This window comes from Lentisphaera profundi, assembly GCF_028728065.1.
GTDB classification, from domain to species: Bacteria; Verrucomicrobiota; Lentisphaeria; order Lentisphaerales; family Lentisphaeraceae; genus Lentisphaera; species Lentisphaera profundi.
The window spans coordinates 2610665-2637227 of the sequence record NZ_CP117812.1; the positions used below are offsets into that span (position 1 = coordinate 2610665).

A 26563-nucleotide genomic window follows, 5' to 3' on the forward strand; every position below is an offset into this window, starting at 1 on the left:
TAATAAGGTTGTGGTGAAGTTGTTTAGGAAGCTTAATTGTGTAAGTTTGATAAGAGTTAAAAGCAATGGATCAATCAGTACTTAAAGTATGAAAAAGCCTTCAATATCAATCGTCATTCCCGCTCTTAATGAAGCCGCTAATATTAGCAATATTTGTGCTTGTTTAAAAGCGCAAACTTATGCTGCAGTAGAAGTGATTATTGTCGATGGCGGCAGTACTGATAAGACTCAAGAATTATTCGAAAAAGAGGGCATGAGGGTATTGTCGGGCCCGCGAGGTCGAGGCAATCAAATTCACCTAGGAAGCTTAAAAGCCAAAGGTGATATTATTTTTGTGATGCATGCCGATATGACTCTGGATTCACAAGTCTTAGAAAAAATCGCTTCCGCCTTTTCTAAAGATGACTTATTAATCGGCGGTTGTGTGGGATCGGCTTTTGATCAAGATTTTTTTAAATTCCGTTTTCTTTCTTGGCTCAATAATCTACGAATCACATTAACGGGAATCAGTTTTGGTGACCAAGGCCAGTTTTTTTTACGTCAAAGAGGCTTGGATGAGAGCTGGATTCAGGCGATCCCTTTGATGGAAGACGTGGAATTGGCTTTGCGCATGAAAGCCGCGGGAAAAACAATTCAGCTAAATGGCGGGATTATTGCCTCCACACGACGTTGGCAGCATCGCAGTGTTTTGTTCAACGCAATATATGTGTCTTACCTCTTATCAAAATATCTCTTTTTAAGAAGATTTAAAAAGGATTTTTCAGTAGAGAAATTTTATGAGTCTTACTACAAAAAATAAGACTTAGTAGTTATCTAGACTAATTAGTACACTTTCCGCCGCTGCGGTAACAGAAGTCGTAACAAGCCTTATGATTGAGGTAGACGTTACCGAAGCTATCTTTAAGCGTGCTTCCCATTTCGTATTGTGGATCATTATAAATAATGGGGCAAGGATATATTTTCATTTCACCCTTAATTTTCTGTAGAGTTCTACCATTGTGACACTGAAAATCCTTGGCTTTTACTCCGGGAAGCTGCATGCAGTGTTCAGAGAGAAATACTTTTTCATGAACTTCGTCAATGCGTTCAAGATTGGTGCCCATTTCAAGATTATAAGGCAAAAGTTTGACGTCGACATCTACTCCATAAGGTGAGAACAGTTGATGAAACTTATCTTCAATTTCATCGGCCTGTAATTCATGACCTTCATAAACAATAGCCGATGCAGTAATGATCACCTGAAAGCCCGCCAGGCTAATTTTCACGGCATTAATAAGCGTTTTTTGGAAGTTGCCCTGATCACGTATTTGATCGTGCCTAGCTTCTTCAAAGTGATCCATACTGATGCGAAAACTTAGCGTAGAGTCCGACTTGATCTGCTTGAGTCGCTCTAAGTCCATACGCAGCGTGGCATTGGTCATAATCGTTGTATCAGCTGTTTCCATTGCCATACCAACAAGACTATAAATATCCTTATTGAGAAAGGGTTCTCCCCCAGTGAAATAAATGTGATTGACGCCAAATTTTTGAGCTTCATCAATGGTGGGCTTTATATCTTCGGTAGTAATCATATCAATGCTATTATTTGTGGGAGAGGACTCTACGTAGCAATGATGACAGGCTAAATTGCAGCGCGAACCAGTGAAGAACCAGAGATCATCTAGCTGATTATTACCCTCAGCATTCTTTTGGAATGAAATATAGCCAGGACGTTTTTTCTGTTGATCAATAGTCATTACTCAAACCGGTAGTTATAGGCTTCAAAATCGGGCCGCTCTTTTGTGACTAAGGTATTAATAGCCTCTTTGAAAACTTTAGGGCTTTTGAGCATATTCGCATTGAGCTCATCAATACTTGTGGGCTCGGAATTAACACCATTAGCATAATCAATGCCAAAACCCAAGAGTAAGTAGGGAATAACTAATTCACCAGCTAAAACGGCCTCAGGGCCACATGTTTGGGAGATGACGTCTGCGTAATTCGCAATAAAGTTAATCTCGGATTTCGAATTCAAACGAGGACCATTGACATGGCCATACGTTAAATTTTTGACGGTATCAAATTGACTTAAATCTTTTTGAAAACCTTGATGAATCAAACTAGCCGCAATTAAATGACCTCGTTGAGGATCATTTTCAGCGGTATAAATACTGCAGAGTTCTCCACTCGGGAGGCGATTATCGGGAAAAAATACGTCATTAAATAAAAGTAATTTGGCGAGGGGAATATCACTTTTGCAGACACCGCAAACAGTGGTGGCAATTATGCGATCAACGCCAAGTTCTTTCATTGCCAACATGTAGGCTCGATAATTGAGCATATTGGGAAGTCTTTCATGGTTTTTCCCATGACGAGAATAGAAGACAACAGGTACGCCCTTGAAACATGCCTTGACCAAAGTGACCTGTCCAAATTTATTGCTAATGAGACAGTTTTCTACATTTTCTAAAGCTAAGTCATAAAGACCCGATCCAGTAATAATTCCAATCATAATTAAAGTATCCTAAGTAACTAATTAGTGGCGTTTTGATTTAGATCATCAATGATAGCGATAATATTTTCTTTGACTTGATTGCGGATAATCTTTATGTTCTCACCTTCTTGTCCTGCAGGGTCATCGATTCCTAAATCATCATAAATGGCTAGTTCGCTTTTCACATTACACCCCATGCTGTAAATACGGTAATAATTTTCATCTTCATCGATGACTTTAGGAAAGAAATTTGAAGAATCATTCATATCCACGCCTTCTTCTTTCATCGCTTCGATACATGCGCTATTTACTTGATCAGCAATATTTGTGCCAGCACTTAGTCCTACAAAATTTTCATTGGTATTATATTTATTAAAGTAAGCTTGGGCCATTTGTGAGCGTCCCGCATTATGACCGCAGAGAAATAAGATTTTCTTTTTCATTAACAGCAAGCTTCTTCCGTATCATCACTCGGGCAGCACTCCAAAACTTCTTTTTCATCATCGGGATTAGAGATAAGGAATTGTCCTTTATAAGGAGGCATGGACAAACGTTTAGCCGTTTCAGTGCAAACTTCTTGGGGGATGCCACGTAAGAAAAGGTGATCTTCATCATCTTTGGCTTCTCGCATAGGGCCAATATAAGTTGCCGCTTGTCCCTTGTAGAGGCATTCGGGGCTACGAACTAATTTGTGGCCACGCACAGTGATGGAGATGAATTTGATGCCTTCAATTTCTTGCCATACAAAACTCTTGAGAACCTCTAATCCGAAGAAACCGGCAGACTCCATTGACTTGAGGTAAGATTGAGTCGTTTCTGCACCACTTAAGCAACCCGACCAAAGGTGTTCATCATCCTTTAGATGCTGGGGAACTTCTTGATCGGAAACAATATCGGAAACGGAGAAAGTTCCTTCATCTTTTAGTACGCGATAAATTTCGCGAAAAACTTTGTCCTTATCGGAAGCTAAATTAATGACGCAATTAGAAATAATAGTATCGGCAATTCCATCTTCCAACGGAAGTTCGTCAATGGTACCTTTAAGGAATTCAACATTGTCATAGCCGAGTGATTGAGCGACTAAAACTTGATTCTTACGAGCTTTATCTAGCATAGTATCGGTCATATCAATACCATAAACTTTGCCACTGGCACCGACTTTTTTAGCAGCAATAAAGCAATCAATTCCCGCTCCAGAACCGAGATCCACAATGACAGCATCTTCTTTGAGAGATCTAAATGCAGTAGGATTCCCGCAACCATAGGAAACATCGGTGACTTCTTTCGGGATATGAGATAATTCTTGATCGCTATAACCGGTAGGGCAGCAGAGTTCTGCTTCTTGTTCTTTTGCGGCTTCTGAGTATCTTTCTCTTACTGATTCTACTATTTTACTCATTAAATTTCTCCTATTTATATTATGATGGATAAGGCCAAAGGGCCGAAAGTTTATTTGAATTTAAAAAGAATTCTTGATGCCTCTTTAAGTCTGCTTCAGTATCTAGATCTGAGAGTGTTTCTAAGAGTTCTACATTGAGATTTTGTTGCTCTGCTAAAGCCAAAGTTTCTTTTAAAACGAGCTCACTACTCCAAGTGATTCCATCAAAGATTTGATGGGCTTGATTCATTGCCATTAGGTAGTAACCACCATCTTTTGCGGGGCCAATAGTAAGATCAGCGGAAGTAAGATTTTTGTAAGCTTCTTGAATGTGATCCATACTTAAGAGGGGGCAATCAGAGCCAATTAAGGCGACTTGCGTAGAATCGTTTAGTTCAGTTTTAAAAGCATTGTGAATGCGATTACCGAGATCACCCTCACTTTGTTTTTTCACTTTTAACTTGGGGTAATATTTCTTGAAAAAATCTTGTGAACCCGCTACATAAAGTACGATTTTAAAACTCTCTTCTTCTTGGCAAGTACTGATCAGGCAATCGAGTAGGGCACGATAAATGTCACAGGCCTTTTCCATACCAATACTTTTTCCCAAGCGGCTTTTCACCTTTCCTGGAACGGGTGCCTTGGCAAAAATAATGAGTTTTTTATTCATGTATTAAATTTACCAGTAAATTTTTAAACGTCATCATCTAGTTCAATCTCGAGTTTGGTTTTTGGGAAAGAAATACAACTTAAGCAAGCACCGGTCTTTTTATCTTCTTCATCAAGGTAATCACTGGGCAGCGAAGTGACTTTCCCTTTTTTGATTTTGACCATGCAGATACCGCAAACGCCGGCACGACAAGAAGATTTTATAGGGACTTGCTGCTGCTCAAGAAAGTTGAGCAGGGTGATATTATCATTATATTGATAGTGCTGACCATTTACGGAGATTTCACAAGCTATTTTATCGCGTTTCTCACTAGCGGGAGAGGCAAAGATTTCATTATGGAATTTGTTTTCTGGCATGCCTTGATTGAGGGCCATGGTTTTGACACTTTCCATTAAGGGAGCAGGGCCACAAGTGTAGAGTGTGGCATTGGGGAAATCGATCTTATATTTAGCAATGACTTCGTCATTTAAACGTCCGCTTTCACCATCCCAGTTTTCTGGAGGCTGAGAAAGAATGGGGATGTAATGAATAGCGGAAGACATAGTGCTAATGATTTTGAGTTCGTCATGGAAAGCCATTTCGTCAATTGTACGAGCAGAGTAGAAGAAATAAATAGGCTGAGAGTGGCCTTTATCCACAGCGTATTTAATCATGGACATCATAGGAGTGATTCCAACGCCGCCAGCAACAAAAATGGAAACCTTGTCATCTGCTTCATAAGCAAAGCGACCAGCGGGATTGCTCACTTTTAAAATATCACCTGCTTTGACTTGTTCGTGCATCCATGTGGAGCCTAGACCATTTTTGATTAGCTTAATAGAGACTTCGTAAATTCCTGGACGAGAGGGGCTGCTATTGAGGGAATAGCAACGAGCCACTTTTTGAGTTTCTCCCGTATGAAAAGTGAGAAATTGTCCTGGATCATAATCAACATATTGTTCAAGAGGGCGGAGACGGAAGTTTTTGATTGTGGGAGTCAATTGTCTAATGTGTAAAACTTCCATTTGTGTAATATTGCCAGTAGATTTTGGTGGACCAACGAGGATCAAATCTTGCTTGTCAGAGCTATCAATTTCTTGAGTGGCACCCAATTCTCGCATCAGAAAAACTAGTACAATAATAAAAGTAAAAATACTGAGCAGTAGCGCATAAGCCTGGAGTTGTTCAAGGGGCCATGAGTCGAAGTTAAACATGATTAAAACTCCCCAGGAACTTTTGTTGTAATCACGGTCTTGTCGCCAATCTTATTAAATGTGAGTGCATCTACTGGGCAAGCATCGATGCAACCACCGCAGCCAATACAGGGACTCGAGTGAAGACCAAAAGATACTTCGATAGGCTTTTTATCCTTATGAGCATACTCATCCACCGCAATCCCCATGGGGCAAGCTTGGGTGCAGAGTCCAATGCCCTTACAATTATCATTGGGAACTACGGCATATCGAGAGCGAGTCCAACGGCCAAATAATTTCATCCAGCGAGCCATTGGGCAGCCATAGCGACACCAAATTCTAGTGCCAAAGAAAGGGTAGAGGCCGACGCCAATAATGGAGCCAAAAGTGAAGTCAATAATCAAATCCTGTACATGCCAAAGGCGGTCATAAGCCCCAGGGCTAATGATGTGGTAAGTATTCAGAATAATGGAAATCCCAATGACAATAGAGAAGATAAACATAAAAACTTGAATCCATTCAAGGGCAAGAGATTTCTCTCCTCGAGGAGTTCCTTCGCGAACCCATTTAGCACCCCATTTGGTGGTGCCGATTGTTTCCGCTAAATTCCCGCAGGCACAGACCCAGCTACAGTAACGCTTGCCAAAAAACCAAACGAATATGGGGATAATCACAAACATATAGATCAGTGCATAGCTGCTGAAAAAAGCAGGGGCCACATAAACGTGAGCCATTTTATGGACTAAATGGAAGGCGCTCACAGTGATTTTTTGATCAGCGGGCAGTGCTTCATCAAAAACGAGTGTTTTGGCATAAACCGATGTGCCAGGGCGCTCATCATTAATGATTTCATAGGAATTCTTATCTTGCAAGATTCCTTCCACGTAAACGAGCAAAGAATACTTTTGATTATCCGGCGAGTAATTAATCGGATTATCTAAACTTATGGTATTTGCGGGTGCTTCTAAAACGATGTCATTCTTAGGCGCTTTATCTGACCAGTCACCGCCATTGATCATGGGTAAAACAAAAGGCATAAAATAAAAGCCGACTAACTGAACGAGTAGAATACTGGTAAATTTCTTTTTTTGATAAGATGATAAGCTGGCTTTTCCAGCGCGTTTTCCGTAGGGGGACTTACCTTTGAAGAGCAGCATAGCACTAATGATAACAACGATCCCCGTATAAAGAGTCTGATACCAGAAATTGGGGCTCTTTCCAAAGAAAAAGAAAAAATCACCAAAGGGATCATTGATTCCCAAGGCATTGGTGATAACTGCCGGGTAAGATTTCATCGTGTAGATGAAAATGATGGCAGGGAGAAATAATACTAAGAAAATCATTTCTAGTTTTGAGCGTTTCATCTATTTTATAACCTTGCGTTTTATAAGTACTTGTTCAAATCTAGATTGCGGGAAAGAGGATTGCGAGTTTTTTTAGGCCAATATTGGGTGAAGGAATTCTTTAAGTTTAGCTATATTAATGGTACCCTTTAGTAAAAGCTTAATGACTGGTGAAGCACAGTGGGTGCAGTCCAGTACGTCGTATGAGTAAAGAGAAATGCCATGCTCAATATAAGAAGGTTTATCATAGTGCTACGCCTAAATTTATTATCCGATGGGAGCTTATTCAGAAAGAATGGTGAAAGCTTACAGACTCTGGTATATTTTCTTTCAATTAATCATTTCTCATCCATCTGAAGCTGTATAGATTTCGATCTTTGTTTATGGTCCCTTAACAGTTTTACTTAAAGAGAGCGAACACAGTTAACCCAAGTTAGGTAAAGAAGTGATGGTCTATGATTTCCATAGAAAATCACTGGTAATTCAATCCTCATAAAGCTACTTTAGATCAAGTGCTATTATGCTTTCGATTTCTTTGAATAAATTAAGCCAATAAATGACATTATGGATAACTGGTTAACACGCGAGACGCTACTCATACAGGTCAGGAACCGCTATGATGAGAAATCATGGGCGGAATTTGATGAGTATTATAGATCCTTTATCAAAATGATAATCACTCGTATGGGGGTTACACACCACGATGCCGAAGATTTAACTCAACAAGTTTTACTTTCCGCATGGAAAGCACTTCCCGATTTTGATTACGATACGAATAAGGGTCGTTTTCGTGGTTGGCTTTGCCAAGTGACGGGAAATGCGACTAAAAACTTTTTTGATAAAAGAAAGCGTGAAGTCAAACGGCATGAAAAAGCCACCAGTGATAGAAGCCTAGATTATATAAAAACTTATAATCAAGCTGATATCGAACAGATTGCCACGGAGGAATGGGAAGTTTACATTTCGAATTTAGCTTGGAAGAATATTGAGACTGAGCTTGCCGATAAAGTCCGTGAAGCATTCCTTTTATTAACTCAGGGAAAGGACCCTGCCGATATTGCTCTTGAGCTAGATATCGAGCGCAACACTATATACGTCTATAAAAAACGAGTGACGAAGTTACTCTATAATGAGATTAACCGCTTAGATCGCGAACTGGGTTAATAAGTCATTTAAAAACTAAGTCAACACCACGTTCTAGAAGTTGTTTCTGTATATAAGGTGATACTCCATTAGTATCCAATGTGAGACGCTGCAAACTCATGAGGTCTAATAAATGAATATCAAAATTTGTCCGTAAGCCGACGATATTTAATTCTTTTAAAGGTAAATTTTTCAGGACCTGTAAGTCAATAATATTCGTATAACTAATATCTAATTTTGTGATTTTCATTGATATCAGTGGGTTCAAATCAGCCACCTTGGTACGCGATACATTCAATTCCTCTAAGTTCATATGACTAATCGGGTGAAGGTAAGAAACCCCCGTTCCAGATATATCTAATGACACTAATGGTAAAGCCGAGACTGGTGATAGAAAATTAAAACTTTCTGCATTTATCTTTAATTTTTTGTTCAATTCATCATAAAGCCAATTTTCCGGTAGAACGCTACTCTCCACGCTTTCAATAAGCTTATACACACCTACTGCTCTAATCAACTGAGGCTGATTAACACAGAAAGAGGCCACGACCCGACGACCACCGGGTCGAGTACTACAGTACTTTAATAAACTCAAGAGTTCCTGACTCGAAGTTGGCTCATTTAACTTGCTAGCCAATTCCATATAGCCCTTTAAATCTTCACCACTGGCACGATCAAAAGCTCTCAATGCTTCAGTATATTTTCCTTGCCCCAAATAAAGTTTGCCTAACAAGTAATGCGCCGCTTTGTTTTCCGGAACAAAATCTACGACTAATTCGCAGTAATAAAACGCTTCATTAAAATGATGTAATTTTTCTGCGCGATAAGCATTTTTATAAAAGTGAACCGCGGCTTTTTTTCGTAAATTTAAGCGTAGTTGCTTTTCTGTCTCGGCTTTATCACGCGCAGCTAAAGCGCGTTGTTCACGATCGGCTAATTGTACGATAAAAATCAGCGTTAAACTACTAATCAATGTAATGGCACTTGCAATAGTGATCGCAATTCGGCGATTGCGTTTCATTAATAAACAAAATTGTTTAAAGAAACTAGCGTGTTCAGCTTTAGGTGAAAACCCACCTAAACAAGCGCGCACGTCATTTAAGAGTTCTGTCACATTGGCGTAACGATCCTTAGGATCATCTGCCATTGCTTTGAGTATAATCGCTTCGAGGGAACTTGGTAAATCTTTAACAATCAAGCTAGGCAATATAAAATTACCTTTAAGAGAGTTCTTTAAAACTTGGTCTGCACTCTCACCTTGAAAGGGGCTCTTGCCCGTTAATATATTATAAAGCAGGATACCTAGGGAATAGACATCGACTCGTTCATCTAATTTAAGCTGGCCCGTAAGTCGTTCCGGTGCGATATAACCTGGTGTGCCCTGTAATGTTTCAGAAGTATGGTTTATCCATTCATTTTCCTCATCTTTTTCAAGAGCTAAACCCCAGTCACACACAATGACTTCGCCGTAATCGCCCAAGACAATATTATCGGGTTTCAGGTCCATATGTAAAATACCTTGGGCATGGGCGGAACTAATGGAATCACAAACTTTAACAAAAATATCTAAAAGTTTGACTCGGTTAAAATTTTCATTGGATTCTAAGCTACCATTTTCAAGTAAGTCTTGAAGTGAGCTTCCTTCGATGAGTTTCATTGAGAAATAAGGTTTATCCTCATCCATTCCCACTTTATAAACTGGCACGATATTCTGATGCTGAAGTCGAGCTGTAAGCGAGGCTTCCTTAAGAAAATCAAGTATCTGTCGTGATGAAGGTTTTTCAGCTTTCAGTGTGGCATGGGCAACTTTTCTCCCCGTAAAACGGTCTTTCACAACAGTTATTTTTTTGAGCCCTCCAGAGGCATGGAATTGCGTATCATCAAAACGATTAGCGGCAATTAGTTCATCAAATTTTTGCTGAACTAGTTGTCCTTCTTCATCTTGGCCGTCATCAATATGCTGCTTAGCCTCACGAAAATATTGAGCCATATTCAAGTTTATTTCATTAAGAGGTAAATCCGAATTTTTTTTTTCCATAGTCAAACCAGCGCATATTTGATTCATTGTTGATTAAGCTAAACCTTAAGTACTCCTTGTGCAAAAGATATAGCCAAATACTCTATTTTTTTTGGCCCTTAGTAATCATTTTTTCTAATTGCTGACGCAACTTAAGTTTTATCTCCTGGTATTCGGGATTCTTTATAAAACTCGATTTCTCTGAGGGGTCTTTTTCATAGTCATAGAGTTCTTCGGCAACGATAGGACCCTCAAGCTCTCCTTTACGGTAATCCATCTGTTTCCACGCCGTATAACGGTAACGTTTTGATCGAACAGTGTAACCCATCGCGTCCTTGCCATTGATTGTTCTGGGATATTGAGCCATTTCAACTTCTTTCACCATAGCTTCAGCATTATCCAGAATCGGCTTCAAGCTTTCTCCCTGTAAATGCTTTGGGATAACTAAACCCGTCAAATCACAAAGCGTAGGGAAAATATCGACTAAGCCAACAGGCGATTGCGATGATTTTCCGATAGCTTTCATCCCTGGCGCTGAAATAATGAGTGGCGAACGTACCGCCTGCTCAAAGTTACTGTGCTTACACCAAAGATTATGATCACCTAAGTGCCAACCATGGTCACCCCAGAGACAGATAATTGTGTTGTCACGAATCTCGAGTTCTTCGAGTTTATCAATCAACTGACCAATCTGAGCATCTATAAAGGATACACAAGCATAATAACCATGAGTTATCTCGCGTTTATAGGCATCAGAAAACGGTAGTTTTTCTTTCATTGAGTAGGAATGAAGCTCCCCCATATTACCGTAAGAAAAGCTTGGACTCCCTTTAGCTTTTCCTGCAAAAGGCAAGTTGATTTTTTCACGCTCATAGAGATCCCAATATTTTTTAGGTGCTACGAAGGGCAAGTGTGGTTTTTGATAACCCACGGAAAGAAAAAAGGGTTTATCATCTTTAGATAAATCCTCAAGCATTTTCATGGCAACAAGTGTTTTTTGACCATCGCTATAGGCAACATCAGGATAATCTTCTGACTCGGTGAGTGGACGTAAGCCCTGTGCGGCTAATTGCTTTTTTAAAAGATCTTTATTTTTCGAATATTTTTTTTCTAAGCGGGCGATTTCGCGAATCCTATCAGCATTGCGATAACCTCCTTTCTGATGACCATATTTTTCATCTGGTGCGATATATTCTCGGTAGGCTAGACTCCACGATAAGGCATCACGTTTTTTATCCACACAGCGGCTATCATAGGTTTTGCCGATACCGGTCGTTTGATACCCTTGTTGCTTAAAGTACTGAGGGAGGGTAAGAATATCTGGATTAGCCTCCCGCATTTTAGGCGTAAAAGAGAAGACACGTACACTATCAATATACATACCTGACATAACACTGGCTCGAGATGAACCACATATAGCATATTGGCAATGAGCGTTATTAAAGATCATGCCCTGATCCGCAAGACGATCCATATTAGGAGTGATGATCTGCTTTTCACCATAGGCTCCAATAAGTGGCTTAAAATCATCAATAGGGATAAAGAGCACATTATACTTTTTGCCATTAGAAGCACTACACACTCCGGATATCACAAAAAGACTCAATAAACAAAAGTTAGTGAAGAAAGGCTTACTCTTTCTAATCTCCAGTTCTTTTCCTTTAAGAGTGATTGTTTTCTTCATTTGCCTTTCCTTAAGTTATTTATTCGTATAATAAAGTACTACAGAAGACCACCCTTAATTGTGACTCATCATATAGGATATTGCTCTAGTTTAAATCAACTGTAAAAATAGGGTGACTAACAAATTCCATTCATAAAATGTGATTGTCGTTAACTTAGGGGATTATCGTTTTCTTATTAATTTATATTTTTTTGATGCCAGTCACATCACCATATATGGTATTGTATTAGGTATAATTGGATGATCTCAAGAATCTATTATTTATGGTGTTGTTATATGAAAAAGTTTACTGAAAAATCAAAATTTACTCTTACAGAACTTTTGGTGGTAATCGCCATTATAGGCATTTTAGCTTCTTTACTCCTACCCGTTTTAAGCAAGGCTCGCAAGCAAGCTCATGCAATGACTTGCTTGAATAATATTAAGACTGTGGGCCTTGGCATGCAGATGTTCCGCGATGATGAAAAGGGAATCATTGCTCATAATTATGCTCGAGATCGCTGGAATATAATGGACTGGGCTCTTGGTGTACGTGACTATTTGGGGGGAACTGCAGCTGCAGACCTGAATGAATGGAATTTTAGACGTTCTGCGGCGGCTTCATTTTATGGTTGTCCCACAACACTTGAATTGGATGGTAATAATAACGGGACTAATGAGAGTGTATATTCTATCCATTACGGGATTCCAGTAAGGCCGGGGCAAATATCCTCGTTTGTAGGTTATGAAATTAATGTGATTGAGAAGCCTTCGGAATCTATTCTTTTAGCGGATGGTTATAGGGAAGACTCACCAGTCTATCGAGGTCGCTCTGGCTTTAAACAGCAGCATGCTTATGAAGCGGTGACGGGCCTGGCCGATAACAAATTCAAGCATGTAGACACTAAAGCTTCTTACCTATTTTTTGATGGGCATACCGAGCTAATTAGATGGCGTACTGAAGGGGCGTTCCGTGAGCTCTATATGTATGATTTATACAACTTGCCAGATATTGGCTTGAATGCAGGCTCAGTAACTTACACTCCTTAAATAAAAATCTATTCAGTCCTATTTCTTGAAGTATTAAATAGCTGAATATTTTCATTTACTGTCCATGAGAATCGGATCGGAATCATTCATTATGGATTAGATTCTCGGGGATGATCTTGATATTTCTCTTGCTGCGTTCTTTTTCGATTCGGCGATGAATCACTTGGCGTAAATTGCGAGAGAAATTTTCATCTAAGAGGATTTGATTGGCGATTTCACTTATAAACAAGTCTGTTTGAGGACATCGAAAGGCAAGTCGGCGAGAATTCCTTTAAGTCGTTAAGCATAGAAATCTAAGATGCCATGGAGGTTCTCAATCATGCCAGCTGTACCATCCCGTCTGATTGAATGGTAGAATTGAGCTTTTTCATTGCTTATTCCCTGGTATTTATATATTAAAATACAGTCATCCCATAGAGCAGGAAAAACTGACTCTTTAATACATTTCCCTGTGTAAATACCTTCTATTTATTAGATGGATGTTTTGGTTTTGATTAAGGCTCAGTCATTGGCTGTCCCATAGATTTATGTAAATCCCGGCAAATACTGCTGAGGAGGAGTTGAGTATAGCCTTGGTGGGTCACTGGCTGTCCCACAGGATTTGAGGACTGAGTACAATTCAAGCCTTGACCATAGTACGCCACGGATAACGGTGAATATTCTTGAGAAAGAATATTTCCACTTACTTTGAAATGCTAAAAATCGCAAAAGCACGTAAGTCAATAATGCTGTCCAAACTTGCCACCGAATGGCATTTTCGTTATGGCCAAGGAAATCAGATATTTGCAATGTTTGTTTGATCTGTTTGAAAAACACTTCGATTCCCCAACGTGATTTATAGATTTGTGCGACTGAACTGGGAACCCATTTAAAGTTGTTAGTAATGAAAACCATTTTCTTAAGTTTTCCGTCAATTTCTACTTCAGCTTCGACAAGTCGTAATTCTGTCGGGTAATGCAGTTGAGTTTTCGTACCTTTGAGACGAATACGCTGATCACGGATGATAGAACCTTTGGCTTCAGAGATATTTTCAATAATCTCGTAGCTCATATTATCTTTTGCCCGAGTAACCCAAAATACTTTACGTTCATTGAGGTGAAAGAGATGTTTATAATCCACGTAAGCCTTATCAAAAACCACTATTTCTCCAGGTAACATTCCTGCACATAATTCCTTTGCTTCCGTTGAATCATGAGTGTTCGCAGCTTTTACAATAGCGAAAGAAGGTAAGAAATTTTGTAAGTTAAGCTTCATGTGACATTTAGCCGCAGCTTTACGACGACGATGTTTTGCCCATGGCATACAATTAGCAACAAGCTGGATAGTTGTAGAATCCACCGCGTGAATTGCTTTTTTGAAACGTCTAGGAAAACCAGTATATTTTTGCTGAATACCAAAGCCCGCATACTTATTCTGTAAGTGATTAAGAACACTCCAGAAAAGTTCTTCTGCCATGTCGGCATTACGAGTTCTATTTGCGTTAGATAAGGTATTTCGTTTCGGGACTGTCGCGCCTCGTATAGGCTCAAGGCTTCCACTATGATTTTGAAGGCTATCGCAAATATCATTTAAGCTCAGAGAATGAGATAACTGAGCATAAAGTAAGGTTAGAACATGGCTCCAAGGACTAAACTTACGAGTTTTGATTCCGTGCTTATCTGCAAGTTTTTGAACTAAATGTCCTGGAATTAATTGGCAGATTTGTTTGAGACTACATACATTACTTTTGTCTGGCTTCATGATGGACTCCTTTTTTTGTCGTTATTAAAAGAAACATCTGAAGCTAGATTTTTCATAGCTTAGTTATTTTTATGGGATGGCTGTGATATTAAAAGGTAATTTAGAAGTGTAGTAGGATAAAAAATGTTTATGTCTTTTCCATTAATCAATGGAAAACATTAACTGCTTCTAGCTCATAAACAGCAATAAAAAGCCAAGCTGACAGCTGAAATTAAAAAAATGCTATTTTCCACATAATAAAGGTGCCATATCTTGAATCACCTTCTCAAAATACTGACTCGGGCCAGTAGTGATTACTCACCAAGCGTCCTTATTTCGTGAAACAATGGATTATTTAAAAGATATGGTACTCATCAATAAAAGATTCCTTTTCTAGTCACATATACCGATGCTGTATTTCATTAAGCTTAATCAACACATACTTTATTTAAGAATCATATCACCGGAGATATACGTGGAGAAAAAAATACATTCATACCTTTTAGTCGCTTTTATACTTGCTATGGGCTTTTCATTACAGGCAGCTAAAAAACCAGTGAACATGATTTTTATCTTAGCTGATGATTGCACCTACCTCGACCTGGAACTCTATGGCGGCCAAGCAAAAACACCTCATCTTAATGCACTGGCCAAAAAAGGCCTCAAGTTTAATCGTTGCTATCAAGCCGCACCCATGTGCTCTCCCACCCGCCACGCTCTTTATACGGGGCTTTATCCAGTCAAGAGCGGAGCCTACCCCAATCATGCTAATGTAAATAAAGGCGTAAAGAGCATTCCTCATTTTCTCAAAGCGGGTGGCTATCGCGTTATCTTAGCTGGCAAGTCACATGTGGGTCCTGCTAAAGCGTTTCCTTTTGAATACATCAAAGAATTTTCCGATACCCGTTATGAGCCTACAATCTCTGCTGATGGATGGCGTTACCCTAAAGTTAATCAGGTCATGAAAGACGCAGTAGAAAAAAACCAACCCTTTTGCATGTTTCTATGTTCAGACGAACCTCACTCTCCTTACACAAAAGGCGATGCGAGTCAGTACCCACCCGAGAGCTTAATACTAAGTCCACAGCATCTTGGTTTTCATGCTAAATCCTACTCCAAATACTTAGCTGAAATCACTTATTTTGACGGACAAGTAGGCGAAATCATGCAGATGTTAAAAGCTAATAATTTAGAAGATGATACCATCGTCATCGTGGCCAGCGAACAAGGTAGTTCATTTCCCTTTGGTAAATGGACCTGTTACGAAGTCGGTGTTGCCAGTGGTATGCTCATTTCCTGGCCTGGTCACGTAAAGCCTAATACTGAAACTGATGCCATTGTCGAATACACTGATATAGTTCCCACACTACTCGAAATTGCCGGTGTGGAAGCACCAAAGAACCTCGATGGCAGGTCCTTCTTAAACCTTATCAAGGGCCAAGCAATAGAACACAAAGATTACGCTTTCAGTATTCAGACCACCTACGGCGTCAATGGTGCAAACGCAAACTACGGAATCAGAACCGTCGTTGATAAGAAGTATCGCTATATTCGAAATGTAAATCCGGATAATAATTTCAGTATCCCCAGTTCACGAGGTCTATTGAAAAATACGGCCAAGATGGATAAAAATAGCCAAGCCTTTGCGCAACGTTATTTTACTCGTCCGCCAGAAGAGCTCTATGATATAGAAAATGATCCCTACTGCCAAGTCAATCTTATCAACAATCCCGAACTTAAGCCTACTAAAGAAAGATTATCCCTTCAAATCGATCAGTGGATGGAAGCACAAGGTGACCGTGGTGCAGAGACTGAAAAAGAAGCTATTGAACACCTCGCCCCCTATAAGAGAAAACAGTTTGAAAAGTAAGATGATTATCTTTTTAAACGGTAAGGAGAGTGCGAAGTACTAATATACCTAGTCAAGGAAATATTTTCCTTGCTGGGGAGCTCGTAATGGCTGGGGGTTTAAGGGGATTTAAACGTGCAGGCACCTTTTTTAGTAGGGCCCCGAGGGCTCCTCGGCCGCCGGAGGGTGCTGCCACACAGGCGATAAAAATATCTGGGGCTCCGTACCACACCTCGCTCCAGCGCTTAATATTCACAATCCCCCAGCCCCGCTCAAGGTACTGCCGTACAGGTCAATAATTTTTATCCGCCTGTGTGGCAACACCCCTTAGGAATCCCGATGCTAGTCGCTGCGTTCCTATGCTTAATTTTAGTTGAACAGAGTGCGGTATTCAATTCATCCGCCTAGTCAAGGAAAGATTTTCCTTGCTAGAGCGCTCGTAATGGGTGGTGGACTTAAGATATATTAACTGAGAGATGAGCTCGAAGAGCTTAGGAATGTAGCCATGGACGTAAGTCCGTGGTATTTGAATAACAGAATCGTGCGTGCCGAAGGTACGCGGCAGAGTTTTAGCGTCATACCTTCGGCATGAATATCATTTTTTTAACAATACCCACCGGATAAATCCGGTGGCTACCATACTACATACCTTCGGCATGTGCTTAAGGTCCGTATCATCACGGGGCTTCCCGCTCGCGGAAGGCATTAATTATATGAGGCTCTACCCCAAACTCGACTAAGAGTGCGAGCACCCTTAGGAATCCCGATGCTAGTCGCTGCGCGTCCGTGTATTACTTAGTTTTGCTTAATAACTTTGGAGCTTGAGCCATCATCCAAAAGCTTGATTTCCTGCTCAAAAACTCCACCATCTTGAGTGGTGACTGTGACGCTATATGTACCGAAGAAAAAGCGCCCCTGTACTTTTCCCGATGCATTCGTTTTTACTTTGGCATGACTGCGCCATTTTTTCTGTGTCAGCTCTTGCCATACTTTCCCCTGGGGACGAAGACTCCAGTCGGCTCTATAGAGGCCACACTTTTCACGCCAGTGGCGCTTATCCCAAAAACCCCATAGAATGAATTCATTTACTGAGGGGTGACTAAAACTCAAAGTCAGAAAATCATAGAGGAATTGAGCCTGTATATCCTCATCATTGTCTTCAGCCGGAAGGTCGAACTCAGTTATTTTTAATGTTTTCCCCAAAGCCGCAAAGCGGTCCAAGCGTTGCTTTATTAAAGAGGCCTCTTGAGCATACTTAAAGTGGCTTTGGAAACCGATGCTATCAAGTGGAGCACCTTCGGCAATTAAATTTTTTGTGAAATTATAATAGTGATCTCGGTGTTTAGTATTATAGCTGTTGAGTATGCCAAAATCATTAATACACAACTTGCAATCCTCAGGTAGATAACGCCGTGCCTGTTCAAACCACTTGCTAGCACTTCCTTTGGGAAGACAGTCCATGAAATCATGATTGGAGAAGGGTTCATTGAGTACATCCCAGTCCGTGATTTTGGGCCAACGACCGCTGAAATCCTTGATATGATCAAGGATCTCCTGCTGCAAGAGGACGGGCTTATCTTTTAAGGTCTGTAAATAAGCAGGAGATTTTTTAAAGCTTGGCCAAGTCAATACGTGACCTCGGTAAGGGATATTTTTTTCTTCAAGAAACGATAATATTTTTTCTGTATGGCCATTTTCTTTATAATTTTTGTCACGCCACTTCATCGCATTTTCAAAAACGGCTTTATTAAAATTTTCCTCAAAATACTTAAAGTATTGCTCCCTCTCCCGATCTGATATGTGCCGCTGAAAAACTAATGTACTAATGGCACTGCCAAAGGGGAAAGAATGCTCTACTTGATTAATTTCTATTTGTGCAGCAGTCAAAGGTTTACCAGATGAATCAACAAAGGCAAGAGTGAAGTCGCCTTTGCGAATTTTTTCAATGCGCTCATCAGCTTCGTGCTGTTCACGTTCTGACATGGGTTTAAAAACAAATTTTGATTTTGGCAAGGAAGACAATTGTTTGTTTTTGCCAAAGTATGAGACTTGCATTTTGGCTAATTTAAAATGATGATCCTGACCACCCAAAGAAATGGCTATCCGCCCTTTATAGTCATGGATATCTTTGCTTAGCTTTACGGGGATCTGTACATGTTGCCACTCATCGCTTAATTGTGTTAGCAGTTTTTGATCATCAATATTAGTTTCAATGATGCCGTAAATCGAATCTTTCTTTAATGGGCGTATAAAAAAGCTCAGCTTTAATACATCGCCTTTTTTAGCCAGCTTATTAACATGAAATAACAGTCGTGTTTTATTCAAATCTTGGCTAGTTCCACAGCGAGCAGTTAAAACCTTAACGCCATTGCAAATGGCACTTTCATTCTCAAAGTTTTCACCATTTTTAGTGTAGTTTATATTCCATTTCTTATCTATGATTTCTTCACCCTGATCCACAGTTGAAGTCATTGATATATCAAATGGGGACACTTGGTGGGAGCTCTGACAAGGTGGTTTAAACGCATGACTTTCTGAAACGCTCGGGAGCGTTAAGATCACAGGGGATTTTTTGGAAGAGTTCTCGACAGAACTGGTACCCTGTTTAGCAAAAACGGAAGTGAGACAGCCTAATAAAACTAGAGCAAACATTAAGCTGAATGCTAAAGATTTCTTTTTCACCTTCTTCTTAGAGCTAGCTGAGCTGATTGTCATACCACGAGGCCTTTTTTTAAGGTTTTTTTTCTACGCTAAACATCTTGGCATATAGTTTCGCCTTATGTATTAATACAAAACTATCCTCCACTATGTGACTCTAAAGATGGATTAAACAATTTTAATTGACTTCACTCATAAGCTTTGCGCGAGTGATTACTCACATTGATTTTATATTAAATGTGTAGCTTTCTCCCTTGCGAGTAGAGAACGCTACATGTCCTTGTTCATTACTGGTAGTTTTGATGATATTATCCTTGCTATCTTTAAGTGTAACCCCGTCAATACCCGTATATTTAATACGACATACGCCACCCATTCTAGATGTAACTGTCAAGTACGATATTTTGCCTTCTTTCCACTTGGCAGAGAACACAAAGTTGCCACGAGCTACTAAGCCCTCATAAGAACCATTAATCCAAGCTTTTGGTAGCGCAGGAAGTGGCTCAATATAAGCTTCGTGACTTTGGATAAGCATTTCGGCCACTCCTGCCATCGTTCCAAAGTTACCATCAATTTGGAAGGGAGGATGCAGAGTCCAAAGGTTGGGAACCGTACGTTCTTTGATAAAGGTTTTATAAGCTTCATGAGCCTCGTCACCTTGCTTGAGGCGGGCGCGGCAGTTCATGCGATGCGCCATCGCCCAGCCGGTCGTTTTATTCCCGCGCAAATCTAAGGTTTTTTTTGCGGCTTTCATCCACTCAGGTTTGTTGCTATTGATCAGTGTCCCAGGATACAAAGTACAGAGGTGCGAAATATGACGGTGACGCGGATCGCCGATATCACTGTAGGCTTCTTCTTCACGATATTCTTTAATCTGGCCTGAAGTACCGATGATGATAGGGTCTAGCTTTGTCGCTTCTTCCTTGATTTGATCAAGAAAGGGACTTTGCTTAGAGAGGATTTTGGCTCCGGCAAGGGTATCCATGTGATTTTCCCAAACGAAACCTTGATCAAAAGTACAACCGATAGTGATGTAATTGCCTTTCTTATCAACATGACCTGGGTGACCGGGAAGATTTTTAATGAATTCGACTTGCTCTTTTTTACGAACTTTATTCTCTGGAGAAGCCGAAGGCTTTACGAGTAGCAAGTCACCATCTGGAACCAGTGCCTTAGAAAAGAACTTACTCATCGAGAGCATGGCAGGGTAGCCAGTTTCTTCGAGGAATTTCTTATCTTGAGTGAAATAATAGTATTCCATAAGAAGCTTGGACGTGAATCCACCTGTGCCAGGGCCAGAGTGTCCACCACCTGCACCAGAAATATTGAAAGCATTCGCGGAAGTACCGATAATCCAACCATTTTCTCCTGTACCTTCTTTCGCTAGCTTACTAGGGTTGAGTTTCTTAACATAGGCATCTGCGTGTTGCTTCGCCTTAGGAACGTAAGCCTTGAAGTATTCAATATAAGATTCGAAACATTCTGCGAGGTTGGTATTCATGACGCCCCAGTAATTCATCTGGACATTGATATTGTGCCAGTAGCCACCTGTCCATGGAGTCATGTGGTACTGACTCCAAACGCCTTGTAGGTTAGCCGGGAGGGTTTTCTCACGGGAGCTAGCGATGAGCAGGTAACGACCAAATTGGAACATCAGCTCTTCCAGATAAGTATCTTCCTGACCCTTTTTATAATTAGCAAGAAGCAGGTGACTGGGAAGCTCAGATTTTTGTGAGTTGAGTTTCACCGAAACACGCTTGAAAAGATTTTGATAATCCTTGAGGTGGGTCGCTTTCAAAGCGTCGTACCCCTTAGCCTCTGCCTTAGCAACAAGCTCAGCAACAACTTTCTTAGGATCAATACTCTTGTCAGTTTTCATGTGGTTCGGATTCGTAAAAAGCTTATCACTGAGTCTATAGTCAGTTCCCAAGGCGACGAGAATAAGGGCAGAATCCGCATTAGCAACGACCATCGATTTATCGACAGCCTTAACTTCACCGCCCTGAGCTATAATCTTGATTTCAGCGGCATAATTCTGATTAAACATAGGAATATTACCATCAAGCTTCAGAGTATTGCCTTGGGCAGATAATTGACCTGTACGAGCATTTTTCCCCTTAAAATAATTTTTAGATTTTTCAGCATCACCTTTATTACTTAATGCGCTGAGTCCCAGGTAAGGGATTTGATGTCTCACCGTGAAAGCAAGCTTGCCTTTTTGACTCGAAGTCAATTTAATTACCATCACATTATCGGGGTAAGATGTGAAGTACTCACGATTGTATTTAACCCCATCTTTTTCGTAAGAAACATGAGCAATGGCTTCATTGATATTCAGACTACGACGATAATTTTTAACTTTCCCATGGTTAAAATCAATAAAGAGCTCAGCGAAACCAGTGGTACCACCGCCACCGTAAATGCCTTTATTATGAAGTGTTTTATCAGAGAGTTGAACTCTCTCGGTATCAACACGACCAAAAATATTGGCACCCATATAACCATTGCCGATAGGATAGGAGTTGTACTCCCAGTTCTTATCAAATGGCGTGCCTCCAGCACTTATAATTCCCCAGTCTCCACCCTGATTAGGCGCTTGTTCATTTTTCCAAACTTCATAAATTCGTCGAGATGAATCTGCGTATATGGTCAGGCTCAAGCATGTTGTGAGTAAGAACAGACCTTTGCTTAGTAATCGTTTCATAAAATAATACCTTTGCTTATCATTTGGAAGATGTTCACTGAAACAGATTGCCACGCCTTCTGTTCACATGAATTATCAATCAATACCGAACAGAGCTATTAGAGCTGACTGAGATAATAAATTTATCTGACATTTAGAACAAGCTAGTTCGTGTAAGCGACAAGAATCGATCTACGATTGCGAACTCCAGAACTCTCCCGCAAAATTTTTCGAAGGCTCTAGTCACAACAAAGCTTTTTGAATTGTAGAACTGTACAGATAATCACCTAAAAAGAGGAAACTCAATGAACTTAAAATCTCTAAAAATATTTTTCACTGTCAGTCTCTGTACAAGCGCTTTATCTTTAAGCTCTTCTACCTCAGGAAATGGTGTCGTTAACACTGCTATTATTAAAAATACACAAGCGCAGCTTCAAGAAGTCCCTGCACTTAAAGACTTATTCAAAGACAAATTCACTATAGGAAGCAGTTTTTCTCCTGCATATTTCAAGGATCCCATCTTACTTGAACACATTAAAAAGAACTTCAATGGTCTAACAACTGAAAATGAATTCAAATGGGCGCGCATCAATCCAAAACCGGGGATTTACAAGTTCACAAACACCGATAAAGTTGTTCAGTTTGCCGAAGATAACAATATGGAAATGGTGGGTCATACCCTTCTCTGGAAGCACCGTAATCCCGCTTGGCGTTTCAAGGATAATGAAGGAAATACGATTAGTAAAGAAGCTCTACTTCAAGGCATTAAAAAACATATTTTCAAAATTGTGGGGCGCTACAAAGGTCGTATTAAAGGCTGGGATGTGGTTAATGAAGTTTTCAATACAGATGGTTCTTTTCGTGAAACTGAACTCTATACGATCATGGGTGAAGAATATATTGAAAAAGCTTTCCAATGGGTAAAAGAAGCCGATCCGGATACTGAAATATATTATAATGATTATGGCCTCTACAATGAAAAAAAGCTGGATGCTACTGTTGCCTTAATTGAGCGGCTCAAAGAAAAAGGAATTGATGTAGATGCCGTTGGTTTCCAGGGACACCTCATGCTAGGCTGGCCTAAGCTTCAAGGTTTAGAAAATGCTATTACGAAACTCGCTGCGACGGGTGTAGAAGTGATGGTGACAGAACTAGATGTAACACCGCTCCCTAGTGGATTTGGAAAAGATGTTCGCGAACGTCATATTAGTGAAATCATGAATCACCCAGTTGATCTCAATCCCTATCTAAGCGGCTTGCCCGAAGATAAAGATATCGCACTAGCTAAGCGCTACGAAGAGATCTTTAAAATCATTTTGAAACACCACGATAAAGTTAAGCGTATCACTCTCTGGGGGCCCAATGATGGCGTCAACTGGATGAATGACTGGCCCATAAAAGGTCGCACGGATCACGCCACCCTTTTTGATCGTCAGAATCAAGCCAAACGTGCCTTCTGGAAAATTGTAGACTTGATTAAAAAAGCTAATGATAGCATTGATTAAAAAGTACCCGCTTACACACAATAAGGGATCAGTCCCTAATCGCCTGGTCAAGAAATGACTATTTTTTGCTGAGTGAAATCGAGGGAATAAAGTCTCCCCTCGTGTGAGCAATATCATAAAATAAATCGTAGCATCACCTGATTAATTTTTAAAAAACTACCTAAGCAAAAGCTACGATCCCTCGATTGTTACCACACAGAGCATATCACCATAGCTCTTTGCTCCTTTCATAAAAACGATGGGACATAATGGTAATAGTTTTAGATCATTTCCATTGAGTTCTACTTAAAACGGAACCAATCCAGCTCAAGAGAGAACTTTTCATCTCCAATGAACTTCAAATATAAATCTCTTTGCTGAGTAGGCACTGACAACTCGACTCTTGAAGTGGGCTTGCCTGTAAAGCGGAAATATTTGTCTTTCGGCAAGATATTTTTCACTGCTTGTGAATTGAGCCCTTCAGATAAATCAAATTTGGCGAGTAGGGGACCCTCTACAGAATCCAGTCTAAACTCAACGCGACCTTTGCCCTTAAGTTTCGCGACCTTTACCGAAGCCTCTTTAAGTACTTGAGTAAAATTCATCTTGGCAAAGTGTAAATAGCTGCCATTTCTAATATTGGCGACTCGAAAACCTTGTTTAGCATTGCCCTGCTTATTTACGCTTTCCGATTTAGCATAAAACCATTCAGCTTCAATCTTAGGCCAGGCACTATTGTATTGACCGACACCATAGGAAAAATGTTCATCGAGGTATTTAGTATCTGTCACAATACGTCCTTCATCATCAAAGTGGCAATAGGTGATTATACAATCGCGATAGCGTAGACCTTCCTTGTAGTAATAGCACCAAATATGGTAAAACTGTCCCTTCCACCAAAAGAAGCTACCGTGAGCTTTGTCTCCTAGATAATGACCTTCCCCTAAAGAGCCGACACATTTGTAGGGACCATAAACACTGTCCGATATCGCGTAATCCTTGCCCCAGGACAAATAATACTTTTGTTTATGCTTAAAGATATAATTTTTATCCATCCACTCGGGAGCTTTTTTCCAAGCGTCTCCAAGGATCTCGATCTTTTTAGGTTTTTCCGCTAAAGAAATCATATCTTCATTAAGTTTAGCGACTTTAAAGCCACCTCCTTCTTTATCACCATAAACTAGATAGGCTGTTTTTTGTGCATCATCGTCACGCAAGATAGTAGGATCATGCATGGGTGAAACTAAAGGCTTTCCTAAAGCACCTACAAACGGTCCTGTTGGTGACGAAGATTTCATGACTCCTATGCCTCGTTTACGGTCAGAAAAATAAAAATAATACTGACCATTGCGCTCCGCGGCATCACCAGCCCAACAGTCTGAACTATCGTTCGCCATATAATTATCTTTCGGTGAAATATAATTTTCTAACTTCCAGTGCACTAAATCTTTGGTGGAATAAATCTGCCATTTTTTCATCACCCAGGTTTCATCATCGGGATCTTCATCATGACCTGTATATAAGTACACCGTATCACCATAAACTTTCGCATGGGGATCGGACATGCCCGTCCCTTGGGCCGCTTTAGTAGGACTCAAGGCTTTAGCTTGCTCTGGACTAGAGTTCGCCTCGGACGCACTGACAAAAAGACTGCTCATCAGAAGAGCTATGAAAAAATTCTTTAACATTTAATACTTCCTTATTTGTTTTACTCTAATGCAAAACAAAACAAGTAAATGTGACTCATACTAGTCAAAGTTATTAGTCAAAGTACGTCACTTGAAATTCAATCATCACTAATGAGCGGGAACTTAAGGGTTTTACATGCCGTAGGCATGGTTCTATTCTAGCCTGCGACAAGCGAAGCGCCGTCACAGGTAGGGTAAAGAAAACATTATCGTGCTGAAAGTACGAGTCTATTAGATCCGCTCCTTCAGAGTGGCGTATACTGTAATTCATCAACATAGGACGGCGTCGCTAGCTCCTTGTCCCATGCTGAATTAGATTTGTCACTTCGCGCCTTTTCTCTTGATCCCCCTGTCATCCCTCCTTTCCAAACCGCAAAAAAAGCCTCGAATTAGTTTCGAGGCCTTTGGAAAACTTAATCTCTAGATACTACTTCTTCTTGGAAAACTTCACGTCTACCCAAACCGCAAGAACTAAAACCGCACCACGTACGATATAGGTAATGGCGGGATTATCCGCACAATACGGAATCAAGGCCATACCATTGATCAAGGAAGCCATGATAAGCGCACCCGTTAGCACACCTCCCACTGAACCTCGGCCACCACTTAAGGCCGTACCACCAATGACACAAGCTGCAATTGCATCAAGTTCCATCAACTCACCAATAGTTGTGGTTGATGAGCCCAAATAAGCCGTTTGCATGAAACCAGTTAAAGCCACTAAACCTCCGAGAATAACATAGGCTATAGTGACGATCTTATCGACATTGATACCTGAAACCACCGCCGCTTCGCGATTGCCCCCTATCGCATAAAGATAACGCCCAAAGGGAGTGTTTTTGGTAAGCACATGGATAAAACAAGCCACGAGACCTAGGATGAAGAGCGCGAGCGGAAGGCCTTTATTATTAGTCATCAAAACTGTAACAAGCAATAAAGCCTGAATGATCACAAAAGTCTTCAGGTAATCGCCATCAAAGCTATCTAACTCAAAGCCGTATTCCTTGAGTGCCGCGCGTCGTTTTCTCATTAAATAAAATAATAAAGCCGCGACAATCGCAAAAATAAGGAAACTCATTACTGTGGAGAAGGCATAATCCTGAATTTCGGACATCGCGTTGGGTTGAGCATCTTTTTTGGTCGGAATTGTTTCATAGTTGATCGTCTGCCAAAAAATACCTTTGAAGATCAGCAAACCGCCAAGGGTCACGATAAATGAAGGCATTTTTTGGCTGGTAATTAGCTTACCAATACCATACCAAATTGCTAAGCCGGCTAGAAAGGCCACTAACATGGCAAGCCACGCGGGCCAACCTGCCGCAATAGCTATCACCGCAATACCACCAGTAAGACCAACGCCACTACCCACTGAGAGATCAATCTCCCCCGGTAAAAGTACTAAAAGCATCCCCAGAGCCAAAACCGAGGCGATTGAAAATTCAATGGCCAAATTGGCTAAATTACCAAAGCCAACAAAGTTCGGATTCATAAAATAAAAGAAGAGCCAAATACCCAAAAGGGCGAGAATCATCGAATAATCTCTTACTGAAACATTTTTTTTCATTACAAAGTT

General features: G+C 40.4%; 19 protein-coding genes. 5 read left to right on the forward strand and 14 right to left on the reverse strand.

Translation table 11 applies throughout. The features are described from left to right. The first annotated feature begins 88 nt into the window (after positions 1 to 88). Positions 89 to 799 carry a glycosyltransferase gene (locus tag PQO03_RS21835; protein WP_274153326.1) on the forward strand — a complete coding sequence of 237 codons (711 nt, stop codon included), beginning with the start codon at positions 89 to 91 and terminating at the stop codon, positions 797 to 799. 19 nt (positions 800 to 818) lie between these two features. Here the strand turns inward: PQO03_RS21835 and PQO03_RS21840 are convergent, their stop codons facing one another. The 7 genes from PQO03_RS21840 to PQO03_RS21870 are packed head-to-tail and all read right to left on the reverse strand — an operon-like array spanning position 819 to position 7057. Next, positions 819 to 1736: a radical SAM protein gene (locus tag PQO03_RS21840; RefSeq protein ID WP_274153327.1), complete on the reverse strand. Its 918-nt coding sequence runs from the start codon at positions 1734 to 1736 to the stop codon at positions 819 to 821. Then, on the reverse strand, positions 1736 to 2491 hold the full coding sequence (locus PQO03_RS21845; protein ID WP_274153328.1) for an MTAP family purine nucleoside phosphorylase: 756 nt from the start codon (positions 2489 to 2491) through the stop codon (positions 1736 to 1738). Before PQO03_RS21845 ends, PQO03_RS21840 begins: the two co-directional genes overlap by 1 nt. Positions 2492 to 2511: 20 nt before the next feature. After that, complete coding sequence (locus PQO03_RS21850; RefSeq protein ID WP_274153329.1) at positions 2512 to 2916, reverse strand: arsenate reductase/protein-tyrosine-phosphatase family protein; 405 nt, start codon at positions 2914 to 2916, stop codon at positions 2512 to 2514. After that, positions 2916 to 3872: a methyltransferase domain-containing protein gene (locus tag PQO03_RS21855; protein WP_274153330.1), complete on the reverse strand. Its 957-nt coding sequence runs from the start codon at positions 3870 to 3872 to the stop codon at positions 2916 to 2918. The genes PQO03_RS21850 and PQO03_RS21855 overlap by 1 nt, the downstream gene beginning before the upstream one ends. Before the next feature lie 19 nt (positions 3873 to 3891). Further along, entirely contained in the window at positions 3892 to 4521 is a 630-nt protein-coding gene (locus PQO03_RS21860) for a TIGR04282 family arsenosugar biosynthesis glycosyltransferase (RefSeq protein WP_274153331.1), read from the reverse strand. Positions 4522 to 4544: 23 nt separating this feature from the next. Next, positions 4545 to 5714 carry an iron-sulfur cluster-binding domain-containing protein gene (locus PQO03_RS21865; protein ID WP_274153332.1) on the reverse strand — a complete coding sequence of 390 codons (1170 nt, stop codon included), beginning with the start codon at positions 5712 to 5714 and terminating at the stop codon, positions 4545 to 4547. 2 nt (positions 5715 to 5716) lie between these two features. Further along, complete coding sequence (locus tag PQO03_RS21870) at positions 5717 to 7057, reverse strand: 4Fe-4S binding protein (RefSeq protein ID WP_274153333.1); 1341 nt, start codon at positions 7055 to 7057, stop codon at positions 5717 to 5719. Positions 7058 to 7600: 543 nt separating this feature from the next. Here PQO03_RS21870 and PQO03_RS21875 point away from each other — a divergent pair. After that, on the forward strand, positions 7601 to 8200 hold the full coding sequence (locus PQO03_RS21875) for an RNA polymerase sigma factor (protein ID WP_274153334.1): 600 nt from the start codon (positions 7601 to 7603) through the stop codon (positions 8198 to 8200). 4 nt (positions 8201 to 8204) lie between these two features. On the opposite strand, the gene PQO03_RS21880 is transcribed toward PQO03_RS21875, so the two are convergent. Beyond that, a complete protein-coding gene (locus PQO03_RS21880; protein ID WP_274153335.1) occupies positions 8205 to 10217 on the reverse strand; it encodes a serine/threonine-protein kinase in 2013 nt (670 codons plus the stop codon). Positions 10218 to 10299: 82 nt separating this feature from the next. Further along, entirely contained in the window at positions 10300 to 11880 is a 1581-nt protein-coding gene (locus PQO03_RS21885; protein WP_274153336.1) for a sulfatase, read from the reverse strand. Positions 11881 to 12156: 276 nt separating this feature from the next. On the opposite strand from PQO03_RS21885, the gene PQO03_RS21890 reads away from it, so the two are divergent. Continuing rightward, the gene (locus tag PQO03_RS21890; RefSeq protein WP_274153337.1) at positions 12157 to 12909 is read left to right on the forward strand and encodes a type II secretion system protein; all 753 of its coding nucleotides are present in this window, start codon (positions 12157 to 12159) and stop codon (positions 12907 to 12909) included. 525 nt (positions 12910 to 13434) lie between these two features. Here the strand turns inward: PQO03_RS21890 and PQO03_RS21895 are convergent. Further along, a complete protein-coding gene (locus PQO03_RS21895) occupies positions 13435 to 14649 on the reverse strand; it encodes an IS4 family transposase (protein WP_274153338.1) in 1215 nt (404 codons plus the stop codon). A gap of 454 nt (positions 14650 to 15103) precedes the next feature. On the opposite strand from PQO03_RS21895, the gene PQO03_RS21900 reads away from it, so the two are divergent. Beyond that, entirely contained in the window at positions 15104 to 16498 is a 1395-nt protein-coding gene (locus tag PQO03_RS21900) for a sulfatase family protein (RefSeq protein ID WP_274153339.1), read from the forward strand. A 774-nt stretch (positions 16499 to 17272) separates the two neighbouring features. Here PQO03_RS21900 and PQO03_RS21905 read toward each other — a convergent pair. Then, entirely contained in the window at positions 17273 to 18949 is a 1677-nt protein-coding gene (locus PQO03_RS21905) for an endo-1,4-beta-xylanase (protein WP_274153340.1), read from the reverse strand. A 403-nt stretch (positions 18950 to 19352) separates the two neighbouring features. Continuing rightward, positions 19353 to 21839: a glycoside hydrolase family 95 protein gene (locus PQO03_RS21910; protein ID WP_274153341.1), complete on the reverse strand. Its 2487-nt coding sequence runs from the start codon at positions 21837 to 21839 to the stop codon at positions 19353 to 19355. A gap of 284 nt (positions 21840 to 22123) precedes the next feature. Here PQO03_RS21910 and PQO03_RS21915 point away from each other — a divergent pair, with 284 nt between their 5' ends. Continuing rightward, on the forward strand, positions 22124 to 23323 hold the full coding sequence (locus PQO03_RS21915; protein ID WP_274153342.1) for an endo-1,4-beta-xylanase: 1200 nt from the start codon (positions 22124 to 22126) through the stop codon (positions 23321 to 23323). A gap of 281 nt (positions 23324 to 23604) precedes the next feature. Here the strand turns inward: PQO03_RS21915 and PQO03_RS21920 are convergent, their stop codons facing one another. After that, the gene (locus PQO03_RS21920) at positions 23605 to 24990 is read right to left on the reverse strand and encodes a family 43 glycosylhydrolase (protein WP_274153343.1); all 1386 of its coding nucleotides are present in this window, start codon (positions 24988 to 24990) and stop codon (positions 23605 to 23607) included. A 427-nt stretch (positions 24991 to 25417) separates the two neighbouring features. Continuing rightward, complete coding sequence (locus tag PQO03_RS21925; protein WP_274153344.1) at positions 25418 to 26554, reverse strand: sugar ABC transporter permease; 1137 nt, start codon at positions 26552 to 26554, stop codon at positions 25418 to 25420. Between the last annotated feature and the right edge of the window lie 9 nt (positions 26555 to 26563).